This is a genomic window from Clostridium bornimense, assembly GCF_000577895.1.
Lineage (GTDB): Bacteria > Bacillota > Clostridia > Clostridiales > Clostridiaceae > Clostridium_AN > Clostridium_AN bornimense.
This window is the reverse complement of sequence record NZ_HG917868.1, coordinates 2,239,808-2,259,735: the sequence shown is the minus strand read 5'-3', so window position 1 is coordinate 2,259,735 and position 19,928 is coordinate 2,239,808. Positions and strand designations below refer to the sequence as shown.

14 protein-coding genes are annotated in these 19,928 nt (G+C 27.4%); all 14 read left to right on the top strand.

All coding sequences use genetic code 11. The features are described from left to right. Nucleotides 1–22: 22 nt before the first annotated feature. Nucleotides 23–2,950 carry a glycosyltransferase gene (locus CM240_RS10155; protein ID WP_197537936.1) on the top strand — a complete coding sequence of 976 codons (2,928 nt, stop codon included), beginning with the start codon at nucleotides 23–25 and terminating at the stop codon, nucleotides 2,948–2,950. 2 nt (nucleotides 2,951–2,952) lie between these two features. Next, a complete protein-coding gene (locus CM240_RS10150) occupies nucleotides 2,953–4,146 on the top strand; it encodes a CDP-glycerol glycerophosphotransferase family protein (protein ID WP_044038947.1) in 1,194 nt (397 codons plus the stop codon). Nucleotides 4,147–4,173: 27 nt separating this feature from the next. Continuing rightward, nucleotides 4,174–5,274 carry a CDP-glycerol glycerophosphotransferase family protein gene (locus CM240_RS10145; protein ID WP_044038946.1) on the top strand — a complete coding sequence of 367 codons (1,101 nt, stop codon included), beginning with the start codon at nucleotides 4,174–4,176 and terminating at the stop codon, nucleotides 5,272–5,274. A 731-nt stretch (nucleotides 5,275–6,005) separates the two neighbouring features. After that, nucleotides 6,006–8,834 (top strand): bifunctional glycosyltransferase/CDP-glycerol:glycerophosphate glycerophosphotransferase, encoded by a 2,829-nt coding sequence (locus CM240_RS10140; RefSeq protein WP_044038945.1) that lies wholly within the window; start codon nucleotides 6,006–6,008, stop codon nucleotides 8,832–8,834. Between the two features lie 199 nt (nucleotides 8,835–9,033). Further along, nucleotides 9,034–9,528 (top strand): VanZ family protein, encoded by a 495-nt coding sequence (locus CM240_RS10135; RefSeq protein WP_051483798.1) that lies wholly within the window; start codon nucleotides 9,034–9,036, stop codon nucleotides 9,526–9,528. 129 nt (nucleotides 9,529–9,657) lie between these two features. Further along, nucleotides 9,658–11,388: a phospho-sugar mutase gene (locus tag CM240_RS10130; protein WP_044038944.1), complete on the top strand. Its 1,731-nt coding sequence runs from the start codon at nucleotides 9,658–9,660 to the stop codon at nucleotides 11,386–11,388. Between the two features lie 86 nt (nucleotides 11,389–11,474). Next, nucleotides 11,475–12,539 carry a tetratricopeptide repeat protein gene (locus tag CM240_RS10125; protein WP_044038943.1) on the top strand — a complete coding sequence of 355 codons (1,065 nt, stop codon included), beginning with the start codon at nucleotides 11,475–11,477 and terminating at the stop codon, nucleotides 12,537–12,539. Between the two features lie 14 nt (nucleotides 12,540–12,553). Further along, nucleotides 12,554–13,417, top strand: a complete 864-nt coding sequence (galU, locus tag CM240_RS10120; protein WP_044038942.1) for a UTP--glucose-1-phosphate uridylyltransferase GalU — start codon at nucleotides 12,554–12,556, stop codon at nucleotides 13,415–13,417. 95 nt (nucleotides 13,418–13,512) lie between these two features. Further along, nucleotides 13,513–14,241, top strand: coding sequence for a WecB/TagA/CpsF family glycosyltransferase (locus CM240_RS10115; protein ID WP_044038941.1), 729 nt, complete (start codon nucleotides 13,513–13,515; stop codon nucleotides 14,239–14,241). Continuing rightward, the gene (locus CM240_RS10110) at nucleotides 14,241–15,239 is read left to right on the top strand and encodes an LCP family protein (RefSeq protein ID WP_242838475.1); all 999 of its coding nucleotides are present in this window, start codon (nucleotides 14,241–14,243) and stop codon (nucleotides 15,237–15,239) included. Before CM240_RS10115 ends, CM240_RS10110 begins: the two co-directional genes overlap by 1 nt. Before the next feature lie 70 nt (nucleotides 15,240–15,309). Then, nucleotides 15,310–16,494, top strand: a complete 1,185-nt coding sequence (locus CM240_RS10105) for an O-antigen ligase family protein (protein WP_242838474.1) — start codon at nucleotides 15,310–15,312, stop codon at nucleotides 16,492–16,494. Nucleotides 16,495–16,541: 47 nt separating this feature from the next. After that, nucleotides 16,542–17,384: a dTDP-4-dehydrorhamnose reductase gene (gene rfbD / locus CM240_RS10100; RefSeq protein WP_044038938.1), complete on the top strand. Its 843-nt coding sequence runs from the start codon at nucleotides 16,542–16,544 to the stop codon at nucleotides 17,382–17,384. A gap of 4 nt (nucleotides 17,385–17,388) precedes the next feature. Continuing rightward, nucleotides 17,389–18,930, top strand: a complete 1,542-nt coding sequence (gene murJ / locus CM240_RS10095; protein WP_044038937.1) for a murein biosynthesis integral membrane protein MurJ — start codon at nucleotides 17,389–17,391, stop codon at nucleotides 18,928–18,930. After that, the gene (locus CM240_RS10090) at nucleotides 18,917–19,561 is read left to right on the top strand and encodes a cyclodeaminase/cyclohydrolase family protein (protein WP_044038936.1); all 645 of its coding nucleotides are present in this window, start codon (nucleotides 18,917–18,919) and stop codon (nucleotides 19,559–19,561) included. The genes murJ and CM240_RS10090 overlap by 14 nt, the downstream gene beginning before the upstream one ends. Nucleotides 19,562–19,928: the final 367 nt, after the last annotated feature.

Below are 19,928 nucleotides of genomic sequence, written 5' to 3'. Positions count from 1 at the left end.
TATGAGAGGAGCTTAGATATTGATGTTTAATGGGCAAATAAGAATACTAACAGTTTTTGTTTTAGGGAACAGAGTATCAATAAAATATAGAACTACTATAAATGTAGAGAAGTTATTAGATGAAGGAAATATAAATGTTACATTATTTAATGATGCCGGAAGTTTGATTGGAAGAAAGGTTAAAAAAATAGGTAAGAAGACATTTAAGGTAACGTATTATAATGATATGTCTAAGAAAATAATTGATTTAGCTATAGAAAAGGGAGCAAATCTAAGTGTAATTTCTAGTAAAGAAGAAAGTCAATTTAAAATAAATAAAATAGATGAAAGTATGGTTTCCTATACGTGTATTGAAAGAATACAAAAATCAAAGAAATACAGTAAATTTTGTGTATATATTTATGATAGATTTTTAAAAAAATCTATAGGAGAAGAGAATTGTTATTTAATAAAGAGTGAAGGAAATCAAGAATTAAATGTATCAAAAGATACAAGGTTAAAGTATAAGAATGATAAGAATTTTAAAAGAGAAGTTGATTATGCTACTTTATATGAAAATGAAGATTTACTTCAGAATGTAATACTATATGAAAGTTTCCATGGAAAATCTATGAGTGATAGCCCGTATGCAATTTTTAAGATGTTAATTGATGATCCTGAATATAAAGATTTTACACATGTTTGGGCATTAAATAATGATGAAAATTGTAAAGGAAAATATAGATTAGCTCAAAATGTAGAAATTGTTAAAGTTGGAAGTGAGGAATATATAAATTATTTAGCGAAGAGTAAGTATTTAATTAATAATACAACATTTCCTCCATATTTTATAAGAAAAAAGGATCAAATATACTTAAATACATGGCATGGAACCCCCTTGAAAACCTTAGGAAAGTACATGAAAGGAACAAGAGGACAGTACAAAAATATTCAGAGAAATTTACTACAAGCGACTCATTTATTAAATCCAAATAAGTTTACTGCAGATGTAATGATTGATAGTCATGATATAAGAGGAATATATAACGGATATATAGCTGATATAGGTTATCCTAGAATAGATCTAACTATAAATTCTGATAAAGATGAAATAAAAAAAGAATTGAATATAGATGATAATAAGAAAGTCATATTGTATGCTCCTACTTGGAGAGGTGAGGTAGGAGATGTTAACAAAGAAATAGATAGGTTCATAAATGATTACAAGACTTTAAAGAATTTATATAGTGATAAATACATAATTTTATTAAGGGTACATTCTTTAATGGAAAGAGCATTAAAGGAAAGGAAAATGGAAAAGTTTGTGGTGCCTAGTTATATAGATACAAATGAATTGTTAGCTATAGTGGATATATTAATTACGGATTATTCAAGTATAATGTTTGATTACATGGTTACTAAAAATCCAATTATCTTATATTGTTACGATAGAGAAGAATATGAGAAAGATAGAGGATTTTTATTAAGTCTTGAAGAAATGCCAGCAGCAATTTGTGGAGATATAAATGAAGTAATAAGTTCTATAAATAATATTGATATTGTGGAAAAAGAAAATAGGGAAAAATATAAGAAGTGTATCGAAAAGTATAATTATAATGATGATGGTAAAGCAACGTGTAGAACTATAGACTATATTTTTAATAATAACTTAAATAATGCATATAAGGTTATTGATGATAAGGATAATATATTAATATATTGTGGAGGATTTTTAAATAATGGAGTTACCACATCAGCAATAAATTTATTAGATAATATTAATTACAATAAATATAATGTCGTAGTAATAGATAAAGGGAATTACAATGAGGAATGTGATTATAACATATCAAAACTAAATTCTAATGTTAAAGTATTATACAGAGTAGGTAATATGATACATTTACTAGATGAGATAGATAAAGAAAAAGCAGTGTTAAATAAGGGGCTAAAGAAACAGTTAAATGAAGAAAAAGAAATACTAAGTTTATATAGAAGAGAAGGAAGAAGACTTCTAGGAAATAGTAAAATTGATGTTGTAATTGATTTTTCAGGATATGTTCCATTTTGGTCTTTTATTTTTGCAGCGTCCAATGTAAAAAGAAAAGTTATCTATCAACATAATGAAATGTTACCAGAGTACAATAAAAAGATTGATGGGAAATATAAGCATAGAAAAAATTTAGATGTTATATTTCATTTATATAATAATTTTGATGTTGTTGTATCTGTAGCTGAAGGTACATGTAATAGTAATAAAAAGAATTTATCTTATGCTGTGGAAAACATAGAAAAAAAGTTCGTATATGTTAATAACTCTATAAATTATAAAAATATATTAAAACTAGCAGATGAAGAAGATGTAGTGGAAATATGCGAAAATAAATACTATGTAAAAGAAGAGAAAATTAATGAAAATGGAATAATCAATATAGAATGTTTCAGAAAACCGGATAAAAAGGATATAGTATTTATTAATATAGGTAGAATGTCTCCAGAAAAGGATCAATATAAGTTATTGAAAGCATTTAAATTATTATGCGATAAGTACAATAATGTGAAGCTATACATTGTAGGAGACGGAATATTAAGAGACGATTTAGAATCTAGTGCAATGGAATTAAAAATTAAAGATAAAGTGATATTTACAGGACAAATTAAAAATCCATTTGCACTATTAAAAAATAGTGATTGCTTTGTATTATCATCTAATCATGAAGGACAACCAATGGTATTGTTAGAAAATTTAATTTTAGACAAAGCTATAATAGCTACCGATATTCCAGGAAATAGGAGCGTCTTAGAAAATGGATATGGATTACTTTGTGATAATAGTGAAGAGGGATTATTTGAGGCAATGGATAGGTTTGTAACAAGTGGAATAGAACATAGGAAATTTGATTATATACAATATAATACTGAAGCTATGAATATGTTTTACTCAAAGGTTTTAAATGAAGAGGTAAGATAGTTATGAAATTGAAATCAAAGATAAAGAAATTTTTAGGAAGGATTATAAAAGCTACTTATAATATATGGTATAAATTTGTACCAGTAGATGAAAAAACTATTTTATTTATATCTTTTCATGGAAGAGGATATAGTTGCAATCCAAAGTATCTTCATAAATATTTATTAACCAATGAAAAATATAAAGACTATAAATTTATATGGGCAGTAAAAAAAGGAAAAGGAAAAGATATTTCTGGTGCTGAAGTTATACGATATAACAGTGTTAAGTATTTTTATTATCTTGCTAAAAGTAAATATTGGATAGTAAATTGTAAGCTGCCAAGGCATATCCTAAAAAAAGATGATCAAGTTTATTTGCAAACATGGCATGGTACACCTCTAAAAAGGTTAGCTCATGATATTGAAATTGGTGCAGATGCAAAATTTTATAGAACAGGTATTTCTAAAAAGGAAATGACTGAAACCTATGATATAGATGTTAATAGATACGATTATCTTATTTCACCGAATAAGTTTTCTACAGAAAAATTTCAAAGTGCTTTTGATATAGAAAGAAATAGAATAATAGAAACAGGATATCCTAGAAATGATTATTTAACTAATATATCAGATTTAGAAATAAAAAAACTTAAAGAAAAATACAAAATTCCAGAAGACAAAACAGTAATACTTTATGCACCAACTTGGAGAGATAATTCTTTCAATGTTAAAGGATATACATTTAAGTTAGAGGTTGATTTTATAAAATGGAAAGAAATTTTAGGTGAAGAATATGTTGTACTTTTTAAACCTCATTATCTTATTACAAATAAATTTAGCAATAAAGGGTTAGAAAAATTTTTATATACAATAAGTGAAGATAAAGATATTAATGAATTATATGTAATTAGTGATATTTTAATAACGGATTATTCTAGTGTATTTTTTGATTATGCAATTTTACAAAGACCGATATTATTTTACATGTATGATTTAAAAGAATACGAAGAGGAAATAAGAGGATTCTATTTAGACATAAAGAAAGATTTACCGGGTAATATATTTACAAAAGAAGAAGAACTATTAAAAGAGATATTAAGTATAGAAAAATATAAGAAAAATACTTCTAAATTATTAGATGACTTTAATAATACTTATAATTATTTACAGGACGGACATGCTTCTGACAGAGTAATTAAAATTTTATTTGAATAATTATAAATTGTGAGGGAGCACAAAGTTATGATTAAAAATATTGTTCTTTATTTTTTGTTATTGCCAGTATATTTATTTACTTGTTTTTTAAAAATAGATAAATATAAGATAACATTTATATCTTATAAAGAAGATACACTTAAAGGTAATTTTCTAAAGGTTTCTAAAGCTTTAGAGAGTTATAAAAAATATAATTTAAATTATATTTTAATGAAATATGAAAATAGTATCATATGTAATATAAAATATTTTTTTAATTGTATCAAACAAGTATATTGTATTAATACATCACATGTTGTAATTTTAGATTACAACAATTACGTTGTTTCTCATTTTAAGAGAAATGGAGTAAAGGTATTGCAAATATGGCATGCAAGTGGAGCTATTAAAAAGTTTGGTAATGATATAAAGAGAGATTATAAAATAAGAGATTATGATTATGTTATAGCTTCTTCGGAAAAATGGAAGGAGCATTATAGTACAGCTTTTAACATTGATAAGAGCAATATTCTAATAACAGGTATTCCAAAGAATGATAATTTATTTTCTAAAAAAATTATTTGTGCTAATAGAAGAAAAATGATGGAGAAATATCCTATCATTAAAAATAAGAAAGTAGTTCTTTTTGCTCCTACTTTTAGGGGGGATCCTATAAAAGATATAAAGTATCAGCCTATTAATTTAGAGTACATAAAAAATAAATTAGGTAAGGAATATGTGATAATTTACAAGATGCATCCTTGGTTTGGTAATAAAATAATTTCTTATGATGAAGAAATTATAAATGGAAATAATGAAAGCATCAGAGAATTGTTTTCAATAACAGATTATCTTATAACAGATTATTCTGCTATATTATTTGATTTTACAATTATGAATAAGCCTATCGTATTATATGCGCCAGATTTAGAGGAATATAAAGCCACTAGAGGTATGTATATAGATTATGAAAATACAGTTCCAGCTCCTATATGTAGTACAGAAGATGAGGTAATTGAAGCAATAAGAAATCATATTTTTGATATAAAGAAAATAACAAGTTTTAGAGATATGTATTTTAAATATCAAGATACTAATTCTACTGAACGAGTATGTAAAGTAATTAGAGGTATTATTGAGTATGAATAATGATTTTATTATAAATGCAGAATATCAATAAGAAGTCGTTATAATTCACAATGTGAAATTAAAGTGTAGGGCTGTCGCACAAAGGAGTGTGGCAGCTTTTTTTATCAGTGCACAATGTTGGAGGAAATTATTACAGAATTTCTGAAATTTTAAGTGTTTAGTTGAATGTTATAAATCAGACTATGATTCTTACTTAGATTATAGTTGGTATACAAGTCAATACAGAGGGCTCATGAAAGTTGCACTTTCATGAAGCTTTGCTATATATTTGCATAGGATTATATATAGAGAGTTAAGTTTATATTAGTACCTGTTCTAGTTAAGTAGTGGTAAAACTATATCTATCCCATAAAATACACTAGCTATCCGCAGGATTATAATAAAATTCCTCTCAAAGAGGAATTTTTACCTTACTTGTGCCCTGTGCCTTCAAACCTGTGACTTAATTTTTTATCCCTTTTACATGACAAAATAAAAATAAATATGAAATTTAATTATAAGAACTTATAGATTATATCAATAATAAGGAAATAATACTTATATAAGTAAGTTTCCAATTTTAATAAATATTTTCCACTAATAAAGTAAAAATTGACTTAGATAAATGTAAAAATAGGGCGACTTAATAATGAACTAATGCAATAAAAAATGTGCTATAATCAGCTTGATTCAAGAAAGTTGCGTAAAATATTGCAGTATTATATGTAAGAGTTTTAAGGGGGATATTATGTATGAATAAGGTAAAGGTTAGTATAATTGTTACTATATATAATGCAGCAGATTATTTGAGAGAATGTTTAGACTCCTTGGCTAATCAAACATTAAAAGAAATAGAAGTTTTTATGATTAATGATGGTTCTACTGATGAAAGTGAAAAGATAGCAGAAGAATATGCAATTAATTATGAAAATTTTTATATAGTAAATAAAGAGCATGGTGGTAATGGTCAGTCAAAAAATTATGGAGTATCTTTTGCTAAAGGTGAGTATATAGCATTCTTAAGCTGTAATGATTATGTTTCTAATGAAACTTATGAAAAATTATATGCTATGTCAAAGGACGGTACAGTAGATATAGTTACAGGAAATGTAGTAAGAATTAATGAAAATGAAGAAGGTGCTTCATTTCTTCATGAAAAAGTTTTTAAAGAAACATTAGATGATACACACATAACGAAAAATACGGCTCTTATATATGATACTTTTATTGGAAATAAAATTTTTAGAAAAGAATTTTGGGACAAAAATGACATTAAGTTTATAGAGCATATTGTAGATGAAGATATTCCTGTTGTAATTCCTGCATTTTTTAATGCTAATTCTACAGCAATATTATCAGATAATGTTTACTATTGGAGAGCTGAAAAGAATTCAATAATAGGGGAGAAAATGAATATAAGTGAATTTATTGATAGACTTTATGCTATAGAAGCTGTAGATAAATTTGTAAAAGATAATGTAAAAGATGGAACATGTACTTATATTAAAAATAATAGATGGATTAATGTAGACTTTATGTCTTATATTAATAGATTAGATGAAGTTAGACCAAAAAATAGAGGAATGTTTGTTAATATAATAAAAGAGTATATCAAAGAAATGCCAGATAGTCTTTTTGATGATCTAAAAGCTATAGATAGAATTAAATATTATTGTATAAAAAATGATCAAGTAGATATTCTTATGGAAGCTATAGATTTTGAAAAAACTAATATGGATTATCTTGAAGTAGTAAGAAAAGGCAATAAATATATAGGGAAATTTCCATTCAAAGGTGTTCCTAAGGAATATTTTGATATGACTATTGAATTAAATAAGTCAGAGGAAGTTAAAAAGATAAGTAAAATAACTTATGAAGAAGGAGTTATGAACTTAAAAGGATATGCTTATATTCCAAGAGTAAATTTAGATAAAAGTGAAATTGTAAAAATGTCAGCATATTTAGTTAACATTAAAAACGGGAAAAAGGTAGAAGTTAATATAGTTAATGAAAAGAAACCTATTATAACACAGAATTATGGTGTGAGAGCAAAGGACTATAAACTAAATAATCGTTTATTTAACTATGATTGGTGTGGATACAATATTACTATCGATTTTAATGATAAAGATATTGTGGAATTAGGTTCTGGTAAGTACAATATTATTCTTAACTTAAGAGTGCCAGGTATTGATAAAGATATTGTCTTAGGATATCCAGGTAAAGGCAAAGGGGCTAATCCAAAACCTTATTTATGGAATTTAAATAAGCTATTAGTCAAATATGATGAAGAAGAAAATTTAATTATTGAATCTACTGAACAATTATCAGGGATAACAGCATGTTCATTTAAAGATGAGTCTGTAATTTTAGAAGGATGGTTTAGTGATAAAGATTATGATAGGAAATTATTAATAATTGATTGGAAGACAAAAGTTAAGTTCTCTATTTTTGCTGAGGAAAATAAAGAATATATTATCAGTCCTATGATTCTTAAAAAATATCCAAATGCAGAAGGATTTAAAGTAGTTATAGATAAAGAAATGATTATGAATACTTGGGGCGTTGGTAGCTGGTTCTTCTATTATTATAAAAATGGAAAGAGAGAACCTTTAACTGGTGTAAATATTCTAAATAAGAGAAGAGCAATTGATGATATAAATTTAGTAAGATTAGATATATCTTTATCAGGAGCTACTATATTAAGAAATACTAAATTATCTACTTATTTAGATAATATCAATATTAAAGATGGAAATATAAGATTTGCAACAGTATTGAATAAAAACGAACTAGATATAAAAGGAAGTATATCTAAAGTAGCAATAAGATGTGTTACAAAAAAATCTGATAAGGATGTTGTTGTTCCAGGAGAGATAATTTTCAATGGTAAAGATATTTTAAAGGCTATATTTAACTTGAAATTAGCTGATGAAAAAGGAAAAAATCTACTAACTGCCAACAATTGGAGCTTCTATATAGATTATGAGAGTAATGAAGAAAAAGTATCTGATGAATTATATACTTTAGAAAATCAAGAATATGAAGTTATTAATACTAATAATCATAAATATACTTTAAATATTACCAATAAAGGTGTGCTAGGAGTAAAAGTGAAACTTGTATGGAGTTGGATAGATAAGGGGCCAAGAAGAAGAGAAGCTTTAGAGAGATATATTTATCCTGCATTTAGATTATTGCCAATAAACAAAAAGACAGTGTTATTTGCAGAACAATCTATATCTAATGATGATAATTCACCGAAATCTTTATATGAGTATATAGATAAATATTGTCCACAATATAAGTGTGTATGGACAGTAAAAGATGAAAGTAAAAAGGTAAGTGGAGGGGCAGAAAAAGTTAGAATTGGTAGCGTTAAATATCTATATTATATGGCTACTTCTAAATTTATGGTAAATAACTTAAGTCTCCCAGAGTTTTACGAGAAGAGAAAGCATACTGTTGAGATTAATACAGTAGATAGAAGCAATATTTCTTTAGAAAATAAATCAAGAGAATATAATAAATCTACAGAAATGTTTTTTATTAATGAAACTTTAAATAAAGCTATTAGATAGAAAATTGTTATCCAGGGATGAAGTCTCATTTCTCTTGTGGCAAGAAGAGAATATGTTAAGAGATAGATCATCGGATAAATCCCTTTCAATATATTTTAGGGACTGTTGCACTTAGTGCTACAGTCCCACTTTAAATCTTGTCCTAAAATGGCGACAGTGATAAAATAATGTTTAATATAAAAATAATGGGGGTAGATATATGAAGAAGGGGATAATGATTATAATATGTATAACAATTGTAGGTTTTATTTTTTATAATTCTAGCCAAACTGGAGATAGCTCTAACGATAGAAGTAGGGGAGTAATGCAAAAAATAATTGAAAGTGATTATATAAGTTCATCTTTTGATGGAGTTAATAAGGATAAATTAAATAAATTATTTAGAAAGTGTGCTCATGTCGCAGAATATTGTTTATTAGCTTTTGTTTTAGGAATAGTTTTTCAAGTACTTAAAGTTAATAATGGGAAATATATAATTCATATATTATTTGCTATATTACTTATAGCAGTGTTAGATGAATTTTATCAAATGTATATTCCAGGAAGAAATTCTAATGTATTAGATGTTTTAATTGATTTTTCTGGAGGGGTAATAGGTATAACTATATTTAGTATTATTAAAAAAATTATATTTTTACTATGCAGAGGATTTAGAAGAAATGGTAATAAGAAAATACGTTCTTTGCGTAAATAGAACGACGTTTTTTCAGGAATATTCAGCCAATAAAAAATTTTCAAATAATATCGATTTCATTTTACAATTTAGTGTTTTGTTAGTATAATACAATTTAGAGATGATTTAATGTAACGTAGGAGGGAACATATGGATTATAGAGCTAAATATGATGAATGGATTAATTCATCAATTATTGATGAGGATACTAAAAGTGAATTAAAAGCAATAACAGATGAAAAAGAAATAGAAGATAGATTTTATAAAGATTTAGAGTTTGGTACTGGTGGATTAAGAGGGGTTATCGGTGCTGGAAGTAATAGAATGAATATTTATACAGTAGGATTAGCAACACAAGGTTTTGCTAACTATTTAAATAATAAGTTTACTGGAGAAATATCAGTTAGTATTGCACATGATTCAAGAATTAAAAGTGATGTTTTTGCAAAGAGAGCTGCTACAATCTTAGCTGCAAATGGAATTAAAGTTAATTTATTTGATTCTTTAAGACCAGTACCAGAACTTTCATTCTCAGTTAGAGAATTAAAATGTAATGGTGGTATAGCTATAACTGCTTCTCACAATCCAAAGCAATATAACGGATACAAAGTATATGGACCAGATGGATGCCAAGTTACAGATGCTGATGCAACCGCTATAATAGGTTGTGTTAGTAAAGTTACTTCATTTGAAGATATAAAAACTGTAGACTTTGATGAAGCAATTAAAAACGGAATGATAAAAATTGTTTCAGAAGAAGTTGATAAGCCATATATAGAAGCTGTAAAGAGTGCAACAATAAGAAAAGAATTAATAAAAGAAAAAGCAAAAGATTTAAAAATTATATATACTCCAATCCATGGAACTGGAAATGTACCTGTAAGAAGAGTATTAACTGAACTTGGATATACAGGATTACATGTAGTTAAGGAACAAGAATTACCAGATGGTAACTTCCCAACAGCTCCATATCCAAATCCAGAGGATCCGAAGGTATTTAAATTAGCGTTAGATATGGCTAAAGAAATATCACCAGATATTATATTTGGTACAGACCCAGATGCTGATAGAATTGGTGTTGTTGTAAAAGATTCTAAAGGTGAATATCAAATTCTTTCAGGAAATCAAACAGGGGTTTTATTAACTCACTATATCTTAAGTTCTCTTAAGGAATTAAATGAATTAAAAGATAATTCAGTAGTAATTAAGACAATAGTTACTTCTGAAATGGCTAGAAAAGTTTGTGAAGACTTTAATGTTGAAATCATGGATGTTTTAACTGGATTTAAATATATCGGTGAAAAAATTGGTCAATTTGAAAAAGATGGTTCACACACTTATGTATTTGGATTTGAAGAAAGTTATGGTTCATTAATAGGAACTCATGCTAGAGATAAAGATGCTGTTGTTACAGCTGCATTAGTATGTGAAATGACTTTATATTATAAAGATAAGGGATTAAGCCTTTATGATGCATTTATAGAATTAGGTAAGAAGTATGGATTCTATCAAGAAAGCTTAGTTTCTATAGAGCTTCAAGGAAAAGAAGGTCAAGAGAAGATTTCTAAGTGTTTAGATGAATTAAGAAAAAATCCTGTTACAGAAGTAAATGGAGTTAAAGTAGCTACTGCTTATGATTACAAGGAATCTGTAGAAAAGGATGTAGCTTCAGGAAAAACTAGTGCTATAGATTTACCAAAATCAAATGTATTAAAATATGTTTTAGAAGATGGTTCTTGGTTTGTAGTAAGACCTTCTGGTACTGAACCAAAAATGAAGGCTTATATTGCAGTAGTAGGAAACAGTGTTGAAGATGCAAAGAATAAGGTAGAAGTATTTAAAGAAAAGGTTATGGCAATAATAAATAAAGCTATGGCTTAGTAAATAAATATTATTTTAAATTAAAACTATAGCGGAGGTCTAAGTATTTAGGCTTTGCTATAGTTTTTTAACCTATAGGAGGCAATATGGATATAAAAGCTAAATTTAGAGATAAAGTTTCGAAGTTACTATTTTTAGAAATGGATAGAGATAGATTAAAAAGATTCTTTAATATAGACTTACAAGAAGAGGTATATATGCCACTTAAGAGTAGTAGTTTATATGAAAGGATTGAAAAGAATCAGTCTTTAGAAGAGGTTAATTTAGGATTCTTTATAGAAGGAATGTTTTATGTTTTAGGTGGAGATCCTTCATTTAGATTTAATGGGGTTTATAAAGAAATACTATTTGAAGATAACTATATAAAATATATAAAAGGTATAATAGCTAAATATGTTAAGGAAAATAATTTAGAAGATGCTTATATATTAATTAAGGGACTTTTAATAGTGGAACCATCTAAAGATAACTACGATAAGTATTTTTATCTTGCTAAAGAATTATATTTTTTAGATAAAGAGTATAAAGATGATATATTAGAAGTTGTAGAAAAAACAAAAGAAATAGATGAATATGCTACAGGATATCTTATAGAAGGAATTATAAAGAGAGAAGAAGATGATTTCCAAGGGGCATTATTTTCTTTAAACACATATATTTCTAAAGGTGGAGAAGAAACTGAAGAAGTAAAAGAACTTATGGATGGATTATCAAAAGTAAGAGCTTATGAAAAAGGTAAGGAACTTTTACATGCATCTCCAATAGAAGCTCTTAATTACTTAGTTCCTCTTGTAGAAGATTTTAAAGATGATGCAATATTATATTACTATATAGGAAAAGGGTATAGATTAGCTGAGAGATATGATTTAGCTATAGAAGCTCTTAATATGGCATTGGCACTAGACAATGACTTAGTAGATGTAGTTTATGAAATGGGACTATCATATGCTTGTTTAGGAGATTATAAAACAGCAATAGAGTATTTTAGGAAGACTTTTGCTTCATTGAAGACAATAGAAGTTTGCACGAACCTCATAATGTGTTATTATTATTTAGGAGATATAAAAAATGCAAAATTACATGTTGAAATTGCAGAAAAAATTGATTCAAATGATGAAGTGTTGAAACAGATAAAAGATATGTTACATTAGGAGGAGTATTGAAAATGAAAGTAAAAAAGGCTATTATACCAGCTGCAGGATTGGGTACTAGGTTCTTGCCAGCTACAAAAGCACAACCAAAGGAGATGCTACCGATAGTAGATAAGCCTACAATTCAATACATAATTGAAGAGGCTGTAGCATCAGGAATAGAAGAGATTCTTATAATAACAGGAAAAAGTAAACGAGCTATAGAGGATCATTTTGATAAATCTATAGAATTAGAAATGCAATTAAAAGAATCAGGTAAAGATGATTTACTTAAGGTCGTTGAAGACATTACAAACTTAGTAGATATACATTATATAAGACAAAAAGAGCCAAAGGGACTTGGACATGCAATTCATTGTGCAAAAACTTTTGTAGGTAATGAACCATTTGCAGTTATGCTTGGTGATGATGTGGTAGATAGTGAAGTGCCATGTTTAAAACAATTAATCGACTGCTTTAATGAATATAAGACATCTGTATTAGGGGTACAAAAGGTAGCAGAAGATCAAGTGTCAAAATATGGTATCGTAGAGGGAATAGAAATAGAAGATAGAGTATACAAGGTTAAGAATCTTGTTGAAAAGCCTAAAGAAGGGGAAACTAATTCTAATACAGCTATATTAGGAAGATACATAATAACTCCAAGAATTTTTGATATTTTAGAGCATACTGAGCCAGGAAAAGGTGGAGAAATTCAACTTACAGATGCACTTCAAACTCTAATGGGGGAAGAAGCAATGTATGCTTACAATTTTGAAGGTAGAAGATATGATGTAGGAGATAAATTAGGATTCTTACAAGCTACTGTGGAGTATGCATTAAAAAGAGAAGAATTAAAAGATGATTTTAGAGAATATTTAAAATCATTAGATTTATAATATTTATATAGAAATCTCTTTGATTTTCAGAGAGATTTCTATTAATATTTGAGATAAATGTAATGTTGCTATAGCAATATTCATTAGGAGGATTAATGTTTAGTAAAATAAGAGGCTTTAAGGTTTTTAATAAAGATTTTGATAGTTTTATATCATACATATTAGAAAGAACTAAAAAGGAAAAGGTACATATAGTTTCAGGAAATCCTGAAGTTTTAACTTTCGGGGAAAAAGATGGAGAACTTAATAATGAGTTTAAAAAAGATACTACAGTAATTATCCCTGATGGTATTGGAATAGTTATTGCTTCAAAAGTTATCGGAAATGCTGTTAATGAAAAAATTGCAGGGATTGAAGTTCTAGAAAAATTACTATCTATTTATGAAGAAGAAAATAAAGGTGTATTCTTACTAGGTGCAAAGGAAGAAATTATAGTAGACACTTATAAAAGTATACAAATTAAGTATCCTAAATTAAATATTACTGGATATAACAATGGATATTTTGATATAGACAATTGTGATGATCTTATAGAGAAAATAAATAAAGGAAATCCTGAAGCTATTTTTGTTGCTATGGGATGTCCAAGACAAGAGAAGTTTATTAGAAAATATTTTGATAAGATAAATTGTAAGGTATTCATGGGTGTCGGTGGGGCCTTTGATGTAATCAGTGGTAAGAGTAATAGAGCACCAAGATGGATGATAAACTGTGGTCTTGAATGGCTATATAGAGTGATAAAAGAACCATTTAGAATAAAAAGATTAACTGTAATTCCTAAATATCTTTTAAAAGTTATTTTTAATAATAAGGGGGAGAAATAATGGCAAGATCTGATAGATATAAAGAAAAAGTAAAGAAGAAGATGTCTACAGGTAAAAAAGTAGCTATTTCTATAGGAAGTATAGTTTTAGTGATGGTATTGTTATGTGGTGGTATTTTTGCATATGGATATAACAAGTTTTCGAAAATGAAGCAAGTAAAGCTTAGTGATAAGGCAGAAGATATTGGAATAAGCAAAGAAACAGAAGATATGATAAAAGATAAAAATGAGGTTAGAAATATACTTATAACGGGAATTGATCATGACGAAGATGCTACAGATACTATGATGATTGTTACTATTGATAATAGTGAGCAAAAGATAAAGTTAGCATCTATTTATAGAGATACATATATAAAGGATACACCAGAAGGACAAGTACCAAAGCTTAATTATGCTCATAAATATGGTGGAATTCAAAATACAGTTAAAGTAATTAATGAAAGTTTCAAGATAGATATAAGAGATTACGTTAATGTTGATTATGAAGGATTTTTTAAGATAGTTGACATTGTTGGTGGTGTTGAATTAGATGTTCCAGCAGAAGATATATATGCTATTAATAATAAAATAGATTATATATGTAGCAAAGATTTCAAAGATGTTACACCATCTAAAAATTACTTAAAAAAAGGTGGAAAACAACAGTTAAATACTATTCAAACAATGGCATTTTTAAGATATAGAACTAGTTCAGGAGATTATGCTAGAACTGATAGAAATAGAGAATTTATCGATTCTATGTTAAAGAAACTTAGCAGTGCTGGTTTAAATAAGATGTTGGAAGTTTATGATACTGTTGCACCTTATGTTGAAACAACTTTATCAATGAAAGATTTAATTAGTATTGGTACATCAGTTGCGTCTTTTGGAGGCAAAGAGATTGAACAAGCTGCATTTCCATATGATGCAGAAACAATATTTGTTGATGGTTGGAATTATTTCGGATGGGATGAAGAGAGCAATATAGAGAAAATTCATCAATTTATCTATGAATAGTGATAAAATTTGGGTATACTAGTATATAAGCAATCTTAAAAAGAATAGAAAGTTTGGTGAAATTATGATTATGAAGATTTTTAAGATATTATTTCCTATATATCTTATTATCTTTCCATTGTTTCCAGCAGAAGTAAATAGAAAAACTTTATTTACAGAATTTTTTCTACTGGGAATTTTAATAATATATGTTATAGGGAAATTTGTAAAAGACAGCGAAGAGTTTGTTAATGAAATAAGAAGCTTTCTTAAGAGTTATCTTGTTAGGGTTTTGCTTATAATAACTATATTTATGGGGATTTCTGTTCTATATAGCCCGGATAAATTATTAGCATTAAGAGATACATTAAGGTTTTTAGTTGCAACGGGGCTTATTTTTATTGTTAAGAATGAATATAGTGATGAATTTAAATTAAGTAATCTAATAAAGTTAATATATATTCCAGCATTTCTTGAGATGATTTATGGTATATATGAAAAGCTTAGTGGAAAAATAGACTTTTTTACCGGTGATATTGGAAGAATACAAGGGACGATGGGACATCCTACAATTTTAGCAGGTTATGCAACGATATTATTTTTCCCATTATTTTTTGTAATGGTTAATGAGAAAAATAAGAAGTGGAAAACATTTTACATAATCGAGTTACTTTCTTTTGTGGTAGTCATATTCCTTACTCAATCTAGATCGAGTTGGCTAGCTTTTGGTATAGGAGCTTTAGTACTTTGTATATACTACAGTTATAAATTGATTATTTTATTTATAATTGGTGGTGGAATTGCATTATTAAGTTCAGATGTAAGAGAAAGACTTTTAGGATTTACTAATGATGCCGGAAGGTTTAACATATGGAAACTTGCTGTTAAGTGTTATAAAGATCATCCTATAATAGGAGTAGGTGCAGGAAATTATGAAGCGGTACATCCAGATTATGTTGCAAAATACCCAGAGCTTAATCCTGGTGAATATATATACCATACTCATAATGTATATTTAAAAATGGCAACAGAGCTTGGGACTATAGGCTTAGGTCTATTTATTACTGCAATAGGTTTTATTTATGGAAAGTTAGTAAAAGTTTATAAGATAGCAGAAGAATATAAAAATTTAGTGGTTGGAATAATAATTTCAATATCAGTTTTTGTATTTGTAGTAAGTATTTTTGATAATCTTATTTTATCGCCTAAGATAATGAATTATTTCTTTATTTTCATAGGAGTTTTATTTGCTATTGAGGAAATAAAAGAGAATTAATAAGATAATTTTACATATTGACAAATTTTAAAGGAGAGAAAATTAATATGAAAATTTTAATAACAGGGGCAAATGGACAATTAGGAAGAGAATTAACAAAGCAATATAATGAAAAAGGTAATGTTGAGCTTATATTAACTGATGTTGATACATTAGATATCACTAATGTTAATGATGTATATAAAATGGTAAATGAAACAAGACCAGATGTAATAATAAACTGTGCTGCACATACTGCAGTAGACAAATGCGAAGATGATGTTGATAATGCATATAAAATAAATGCAGTAGGTCCTAAAAATTTAGCAGCAGCAATGAATGCTATTGGTGGAGAAATAGTTCAAGTTTCTACTGATTATGTTTTTGATGGAACATCTGAAAAACCATATTTAGAGTTTGATAAGCCATGTCCAGCTTCAGTTTATGGTCAAACAAAATATGATGGTGAAGAATTTGTTAAAACTTTAAATCCAAAACACTATATTGTAAGAACTGCATGGCTTTATGGAGATGGAAATAACTTTGTTAAAACAATGATCAGACTTGGTGAAAATAATCCAGAAGTTAAGGTAGTAAATGATCAATTTGGTAGCCCAACATCTACTGTAGATTTAGCAAAAGTGATAATTTCACTTGTTGAAAATAAGAATTATGGAATTTTCCATGGTACTTGTAAGGGACAATGTTCATGGTATGATTTTGCAAAAGAAATTTTTGCCCTTAAGGGAATGGATGTTAACTTAGTTCCATGTACTTCTGAAGAGTTTAAGAGTAGAGCAAAGAGACCAAAATATTCTGTACTTAGAAACTATATGTTAGAGCTTACAACTGGTGATATAACAAGAGATTGGAAGGAGTCTCTAAAGGAATATTTAGAGAACTTAAAATAATAATATGAATATTAAGAAATTAGCTAATAGTTCATTAATAGTAATGATAATTTTAGTAGTTTCTAAATTTCTGGGTCTCATTAGAGATTCTTTAATGGCAAAAAGCTTTGGACTAAATGATGTCCAAAGCTTTGCTTTAGGAACTACAATGTTATTTATAAGTATAAGCTATGGTATAACAGCAGTTTTAATACCAATACATTCAAAAATTAAGGAAGTAAAAGATCAAAATGAGAAAAATATTTTTATAAGTAATGTAATAAATGTTGTTATGATCTTTACAATAATTATTGTAATTGGATGTATAGCCGGGGCAAAATACATAGTGCTTATTTTTGGATCTTCATTAGCAAGAGATGCGGCAGTTTATGCCGAAGCAGTATATCTTCTAAGGGGAATGCTTTTATCTCTTTTATTTGTAAGTGTACAGAGTATATTAACAGCAGTATTACAATGTTACAATAAATTCTTAATAACATCATCAGCACCGATATTTTCAAATATAATATACATATTATATTTAATGATTTTTGTAGATAAATTTGGACTAAAAGGTTTTGGGTTTGCTACAGTACTAGGTTTCTTTACAATGATGGCAATTAATATTCCTACTTTTATAAAGCTTGGATATAGATATAAATTTGTTATTAATTTTCGTGATGAAAATATAAAACAAATGGGAAAACAGTTTGTTCCTATAGTATTATGTTCATCATTAGTACAAATAAATATATTTATTGTAAGAGGATTTGCAGGATCGTTAGCACCGGGTTATATGGCAGCAATAGATTATGCCAATCGTTTAGATATGCTAGTCTATGAAGTCTTTGCACAAGCTATAACAATTGTAATTTATCCGACACTATCTTTATATATATCAAAGAAAGATTCTAAAGGTTTTAGTAAAGAATTAGTAAAAGGTATAAATCTTGTAATGATGCTTATGATTCCAGCATCTATAGGACTTCTTGTTTTAAGAGAACCATTACTTGCCGTATATCTTAAAAGAGGAGAATTTACAGAATCTAGTGTAATATTAACCAGTAATGCATTAATGTATTATATACCAACAATGATAGGCTATGGTGTTAGAGATGTCGTAAATAGAGGATTCTTTTCAATAAATAATGTGAAAACTCCGATGATGAATTCCATATTAAATGTTATATTAAATATTTTAGCTTGTGCCGTTGCAGTAAATACTGGTTCTATTAAAGCAATTGCATTAGCTAGCTCAATAGCTACTATAGTATCTACAGTAATTTTATTTATATCCCTTAAAAAGAGAATAAAAGATATGGATATGGGTAAGATAATTAAATCAATAATTAAGGTATCAATAGCTAGTATAGTAATGGGGTGTGTAGTATACTTTACTAACAATATTTTAGTCGGCATAACTAATATTGAAATGCTAAATTATTTAATTACATTAGCAGTATCAACGGTAGTAGGTATAATAATATATTTTGTTCTATTATTAGTTTTGAAGTTAGAAGATTTAAAATACTATATTAAGGTGGGAAAGAACAATGAAAAATGTTAAAATAGGAGATTTTATTGAAGATTTATATTCTGATAAGCCAGCACCAGGAGGCGGTGGTGCAGCAGCTTTAGCAGGGGCATTAAGTGCAGCACTTTGTGGAATGGTATATAATTTAAGTGTACATAAAAAATTCTTTGAAGAATATGATGAAGATATTAAAAGTCAATTTTTTAATGGATTAGAAAAGCTAGATAAACTTAAAGATAAAATGGTAGATTACATCGCTAAAGATGCAGAAGCGTTCAATGGATTAATGGACACTTTTAAGCTACCTAAAGATACAGAAGAAGAGAAACAAGCAAGAACAGCAGCTATTCAACAAGCATATAAAAATTCATTAAGTTCTCCACTTGCTATGACAGAAGAAGCATTAGAGGTATATGAATTATTAATAGTAGGCGCAAACTACGGAAATCCAAATTTAGTATCTGATATATCAGTAGGTGCTTTGATGTTAAATAGCACTATAAGAAGTGGTATAGTGAATGTAAATGTAAATCTTACAGGAATTAAAGATTTAGACTATAAAGCTTCGATAGAAACAAAATGTGATGAAATATTAAAAGTAAATGAAGAAAATACAAAAAAAGTTGAAGAAATATGTATGAAGAAATTAGGATTTAAATATTAATAATAAAATTAAGGAGTCTTTCAATAGGCTCTTTTTTTTATGGGCGGAGCCCTTTGCTGTAGTAAAACCTAGATGGACAAGCATCTTTAAATAATATTATGTCGCATATTGTAACAAGTAATATATGTTAAAAATCAAGAAATGCATTAACTAGATTAATGATATAGCATTAATATAAAAGTGTAGATCATAAATCTTATTAATAAGTTGTAGTAATTAATTAATGAAATTGAGATACTACAAAGCACAGATGACAACTCACTTATAATGAAATTAGCATAATTGAATTTATACCGGTAGCATTTAATTAATGAAGTTAAGTTGATAAAAGGGCGTAGCCCTTGATACGTAAGGGTAAAGAAGGATA

Excerpts from the sequence above, each read along its gene's own strand:
- CM240_RS10155 (WP_197537936.1), top strand. The coding sequence starts at position 23 with ATGTTTAATGGGCAAATAAGAATACTAACAGTTTTTGTTTTAGGGAAC.
- CM240_RS10150 (WP_044038947.1), top strand. The coding sequence starts at position 2,953 with ATGAAATTGAAATCAAAGATAAAGAAATTTTTAGGAAGGATTATAAAA.
- CM240_RS10145 (WP_044038946.1), top strand. The coding sequence starts at position 4,174 with ATGATTAAAAATATTGTTCTTTATTTTTTGTTATTGCCAGTATATTTA.
- CM240_RS10140 (WP_044038945.1), top strand. The coding sequence starts at position 6,006 with ATGAATAAGGTAAAGGTTAGTATAATTGTTACTATATATAATGCAGCA.
- CM240_RS10135 (WP_051483798.1), top strand. The coding sequence starts at position 9,034 with ATGAAGAAGGGGATAATGATTATAATATGTATAACAATTGTAGGTTTT.
- CM240_RS10130 (WP_044038944.1), top strand. The coding sequence starts at position 9,658 with ATGGATTATAGAGCTAAATATGATGAATGGATTAATTCATCAATTATT.
- CM240_RS10125 (WP_044038943.1), top strand. The coding sequence starts at position 11,475 with ATGGATATAAAAGCTAAATTTAGAGATAAAGTTTCGAAGTTACTATTT.
- galU (WP_044038942.1), top strand. The coding sequence starts at position 12,554 with ATGAAAGTAAAAAAGGCTATTATACCAGCTGCAGGATTGGGTACTAGG.
- CM240_RS10115 (WP_044038941.1), top strand. The coding sequence starts at position 13,513 with ATGTTTAGTAAAATAAGAGGCTTTAAGGTTTTTAATAAAGATTTTGAT.
- CM240_RS10110 (WP_242838475.1), top strand. The coding sequence starts at position 14,241 with ATGGCAAGATCTGATAGATATAAAGAAAAAGTAAAGAAGAAGATGTCT.
- CM240_RS10105 (WP_242838474.1), top strand. The coding sequence starts at position 15,310 with ATGAAGATTTTTAAGATATTATTTCCTATATATCTTATTATCTTTCCA.
- rfbD (WP_044038938.1), top strand. The coding sequence starts at position 16,542 with ATGAAAATTTTAATAACAGGGGCAAATGGACAATTAGGAAGAGAATTA.
- murJ (WP_044038937.1), top strand. The coding sequence starts at position 17,389 with ATGAATATTAAGAAATTAGCTAATAGTTCATTAATAGTAATGATAATT.
- CM240_RS10090 (WP_044038936.1), top strand. The coding sequence starts at position 18,917 with ATGAAAAATGTTAAAATAGGAGATTTTATTGAAGATTTATATTCTGAT.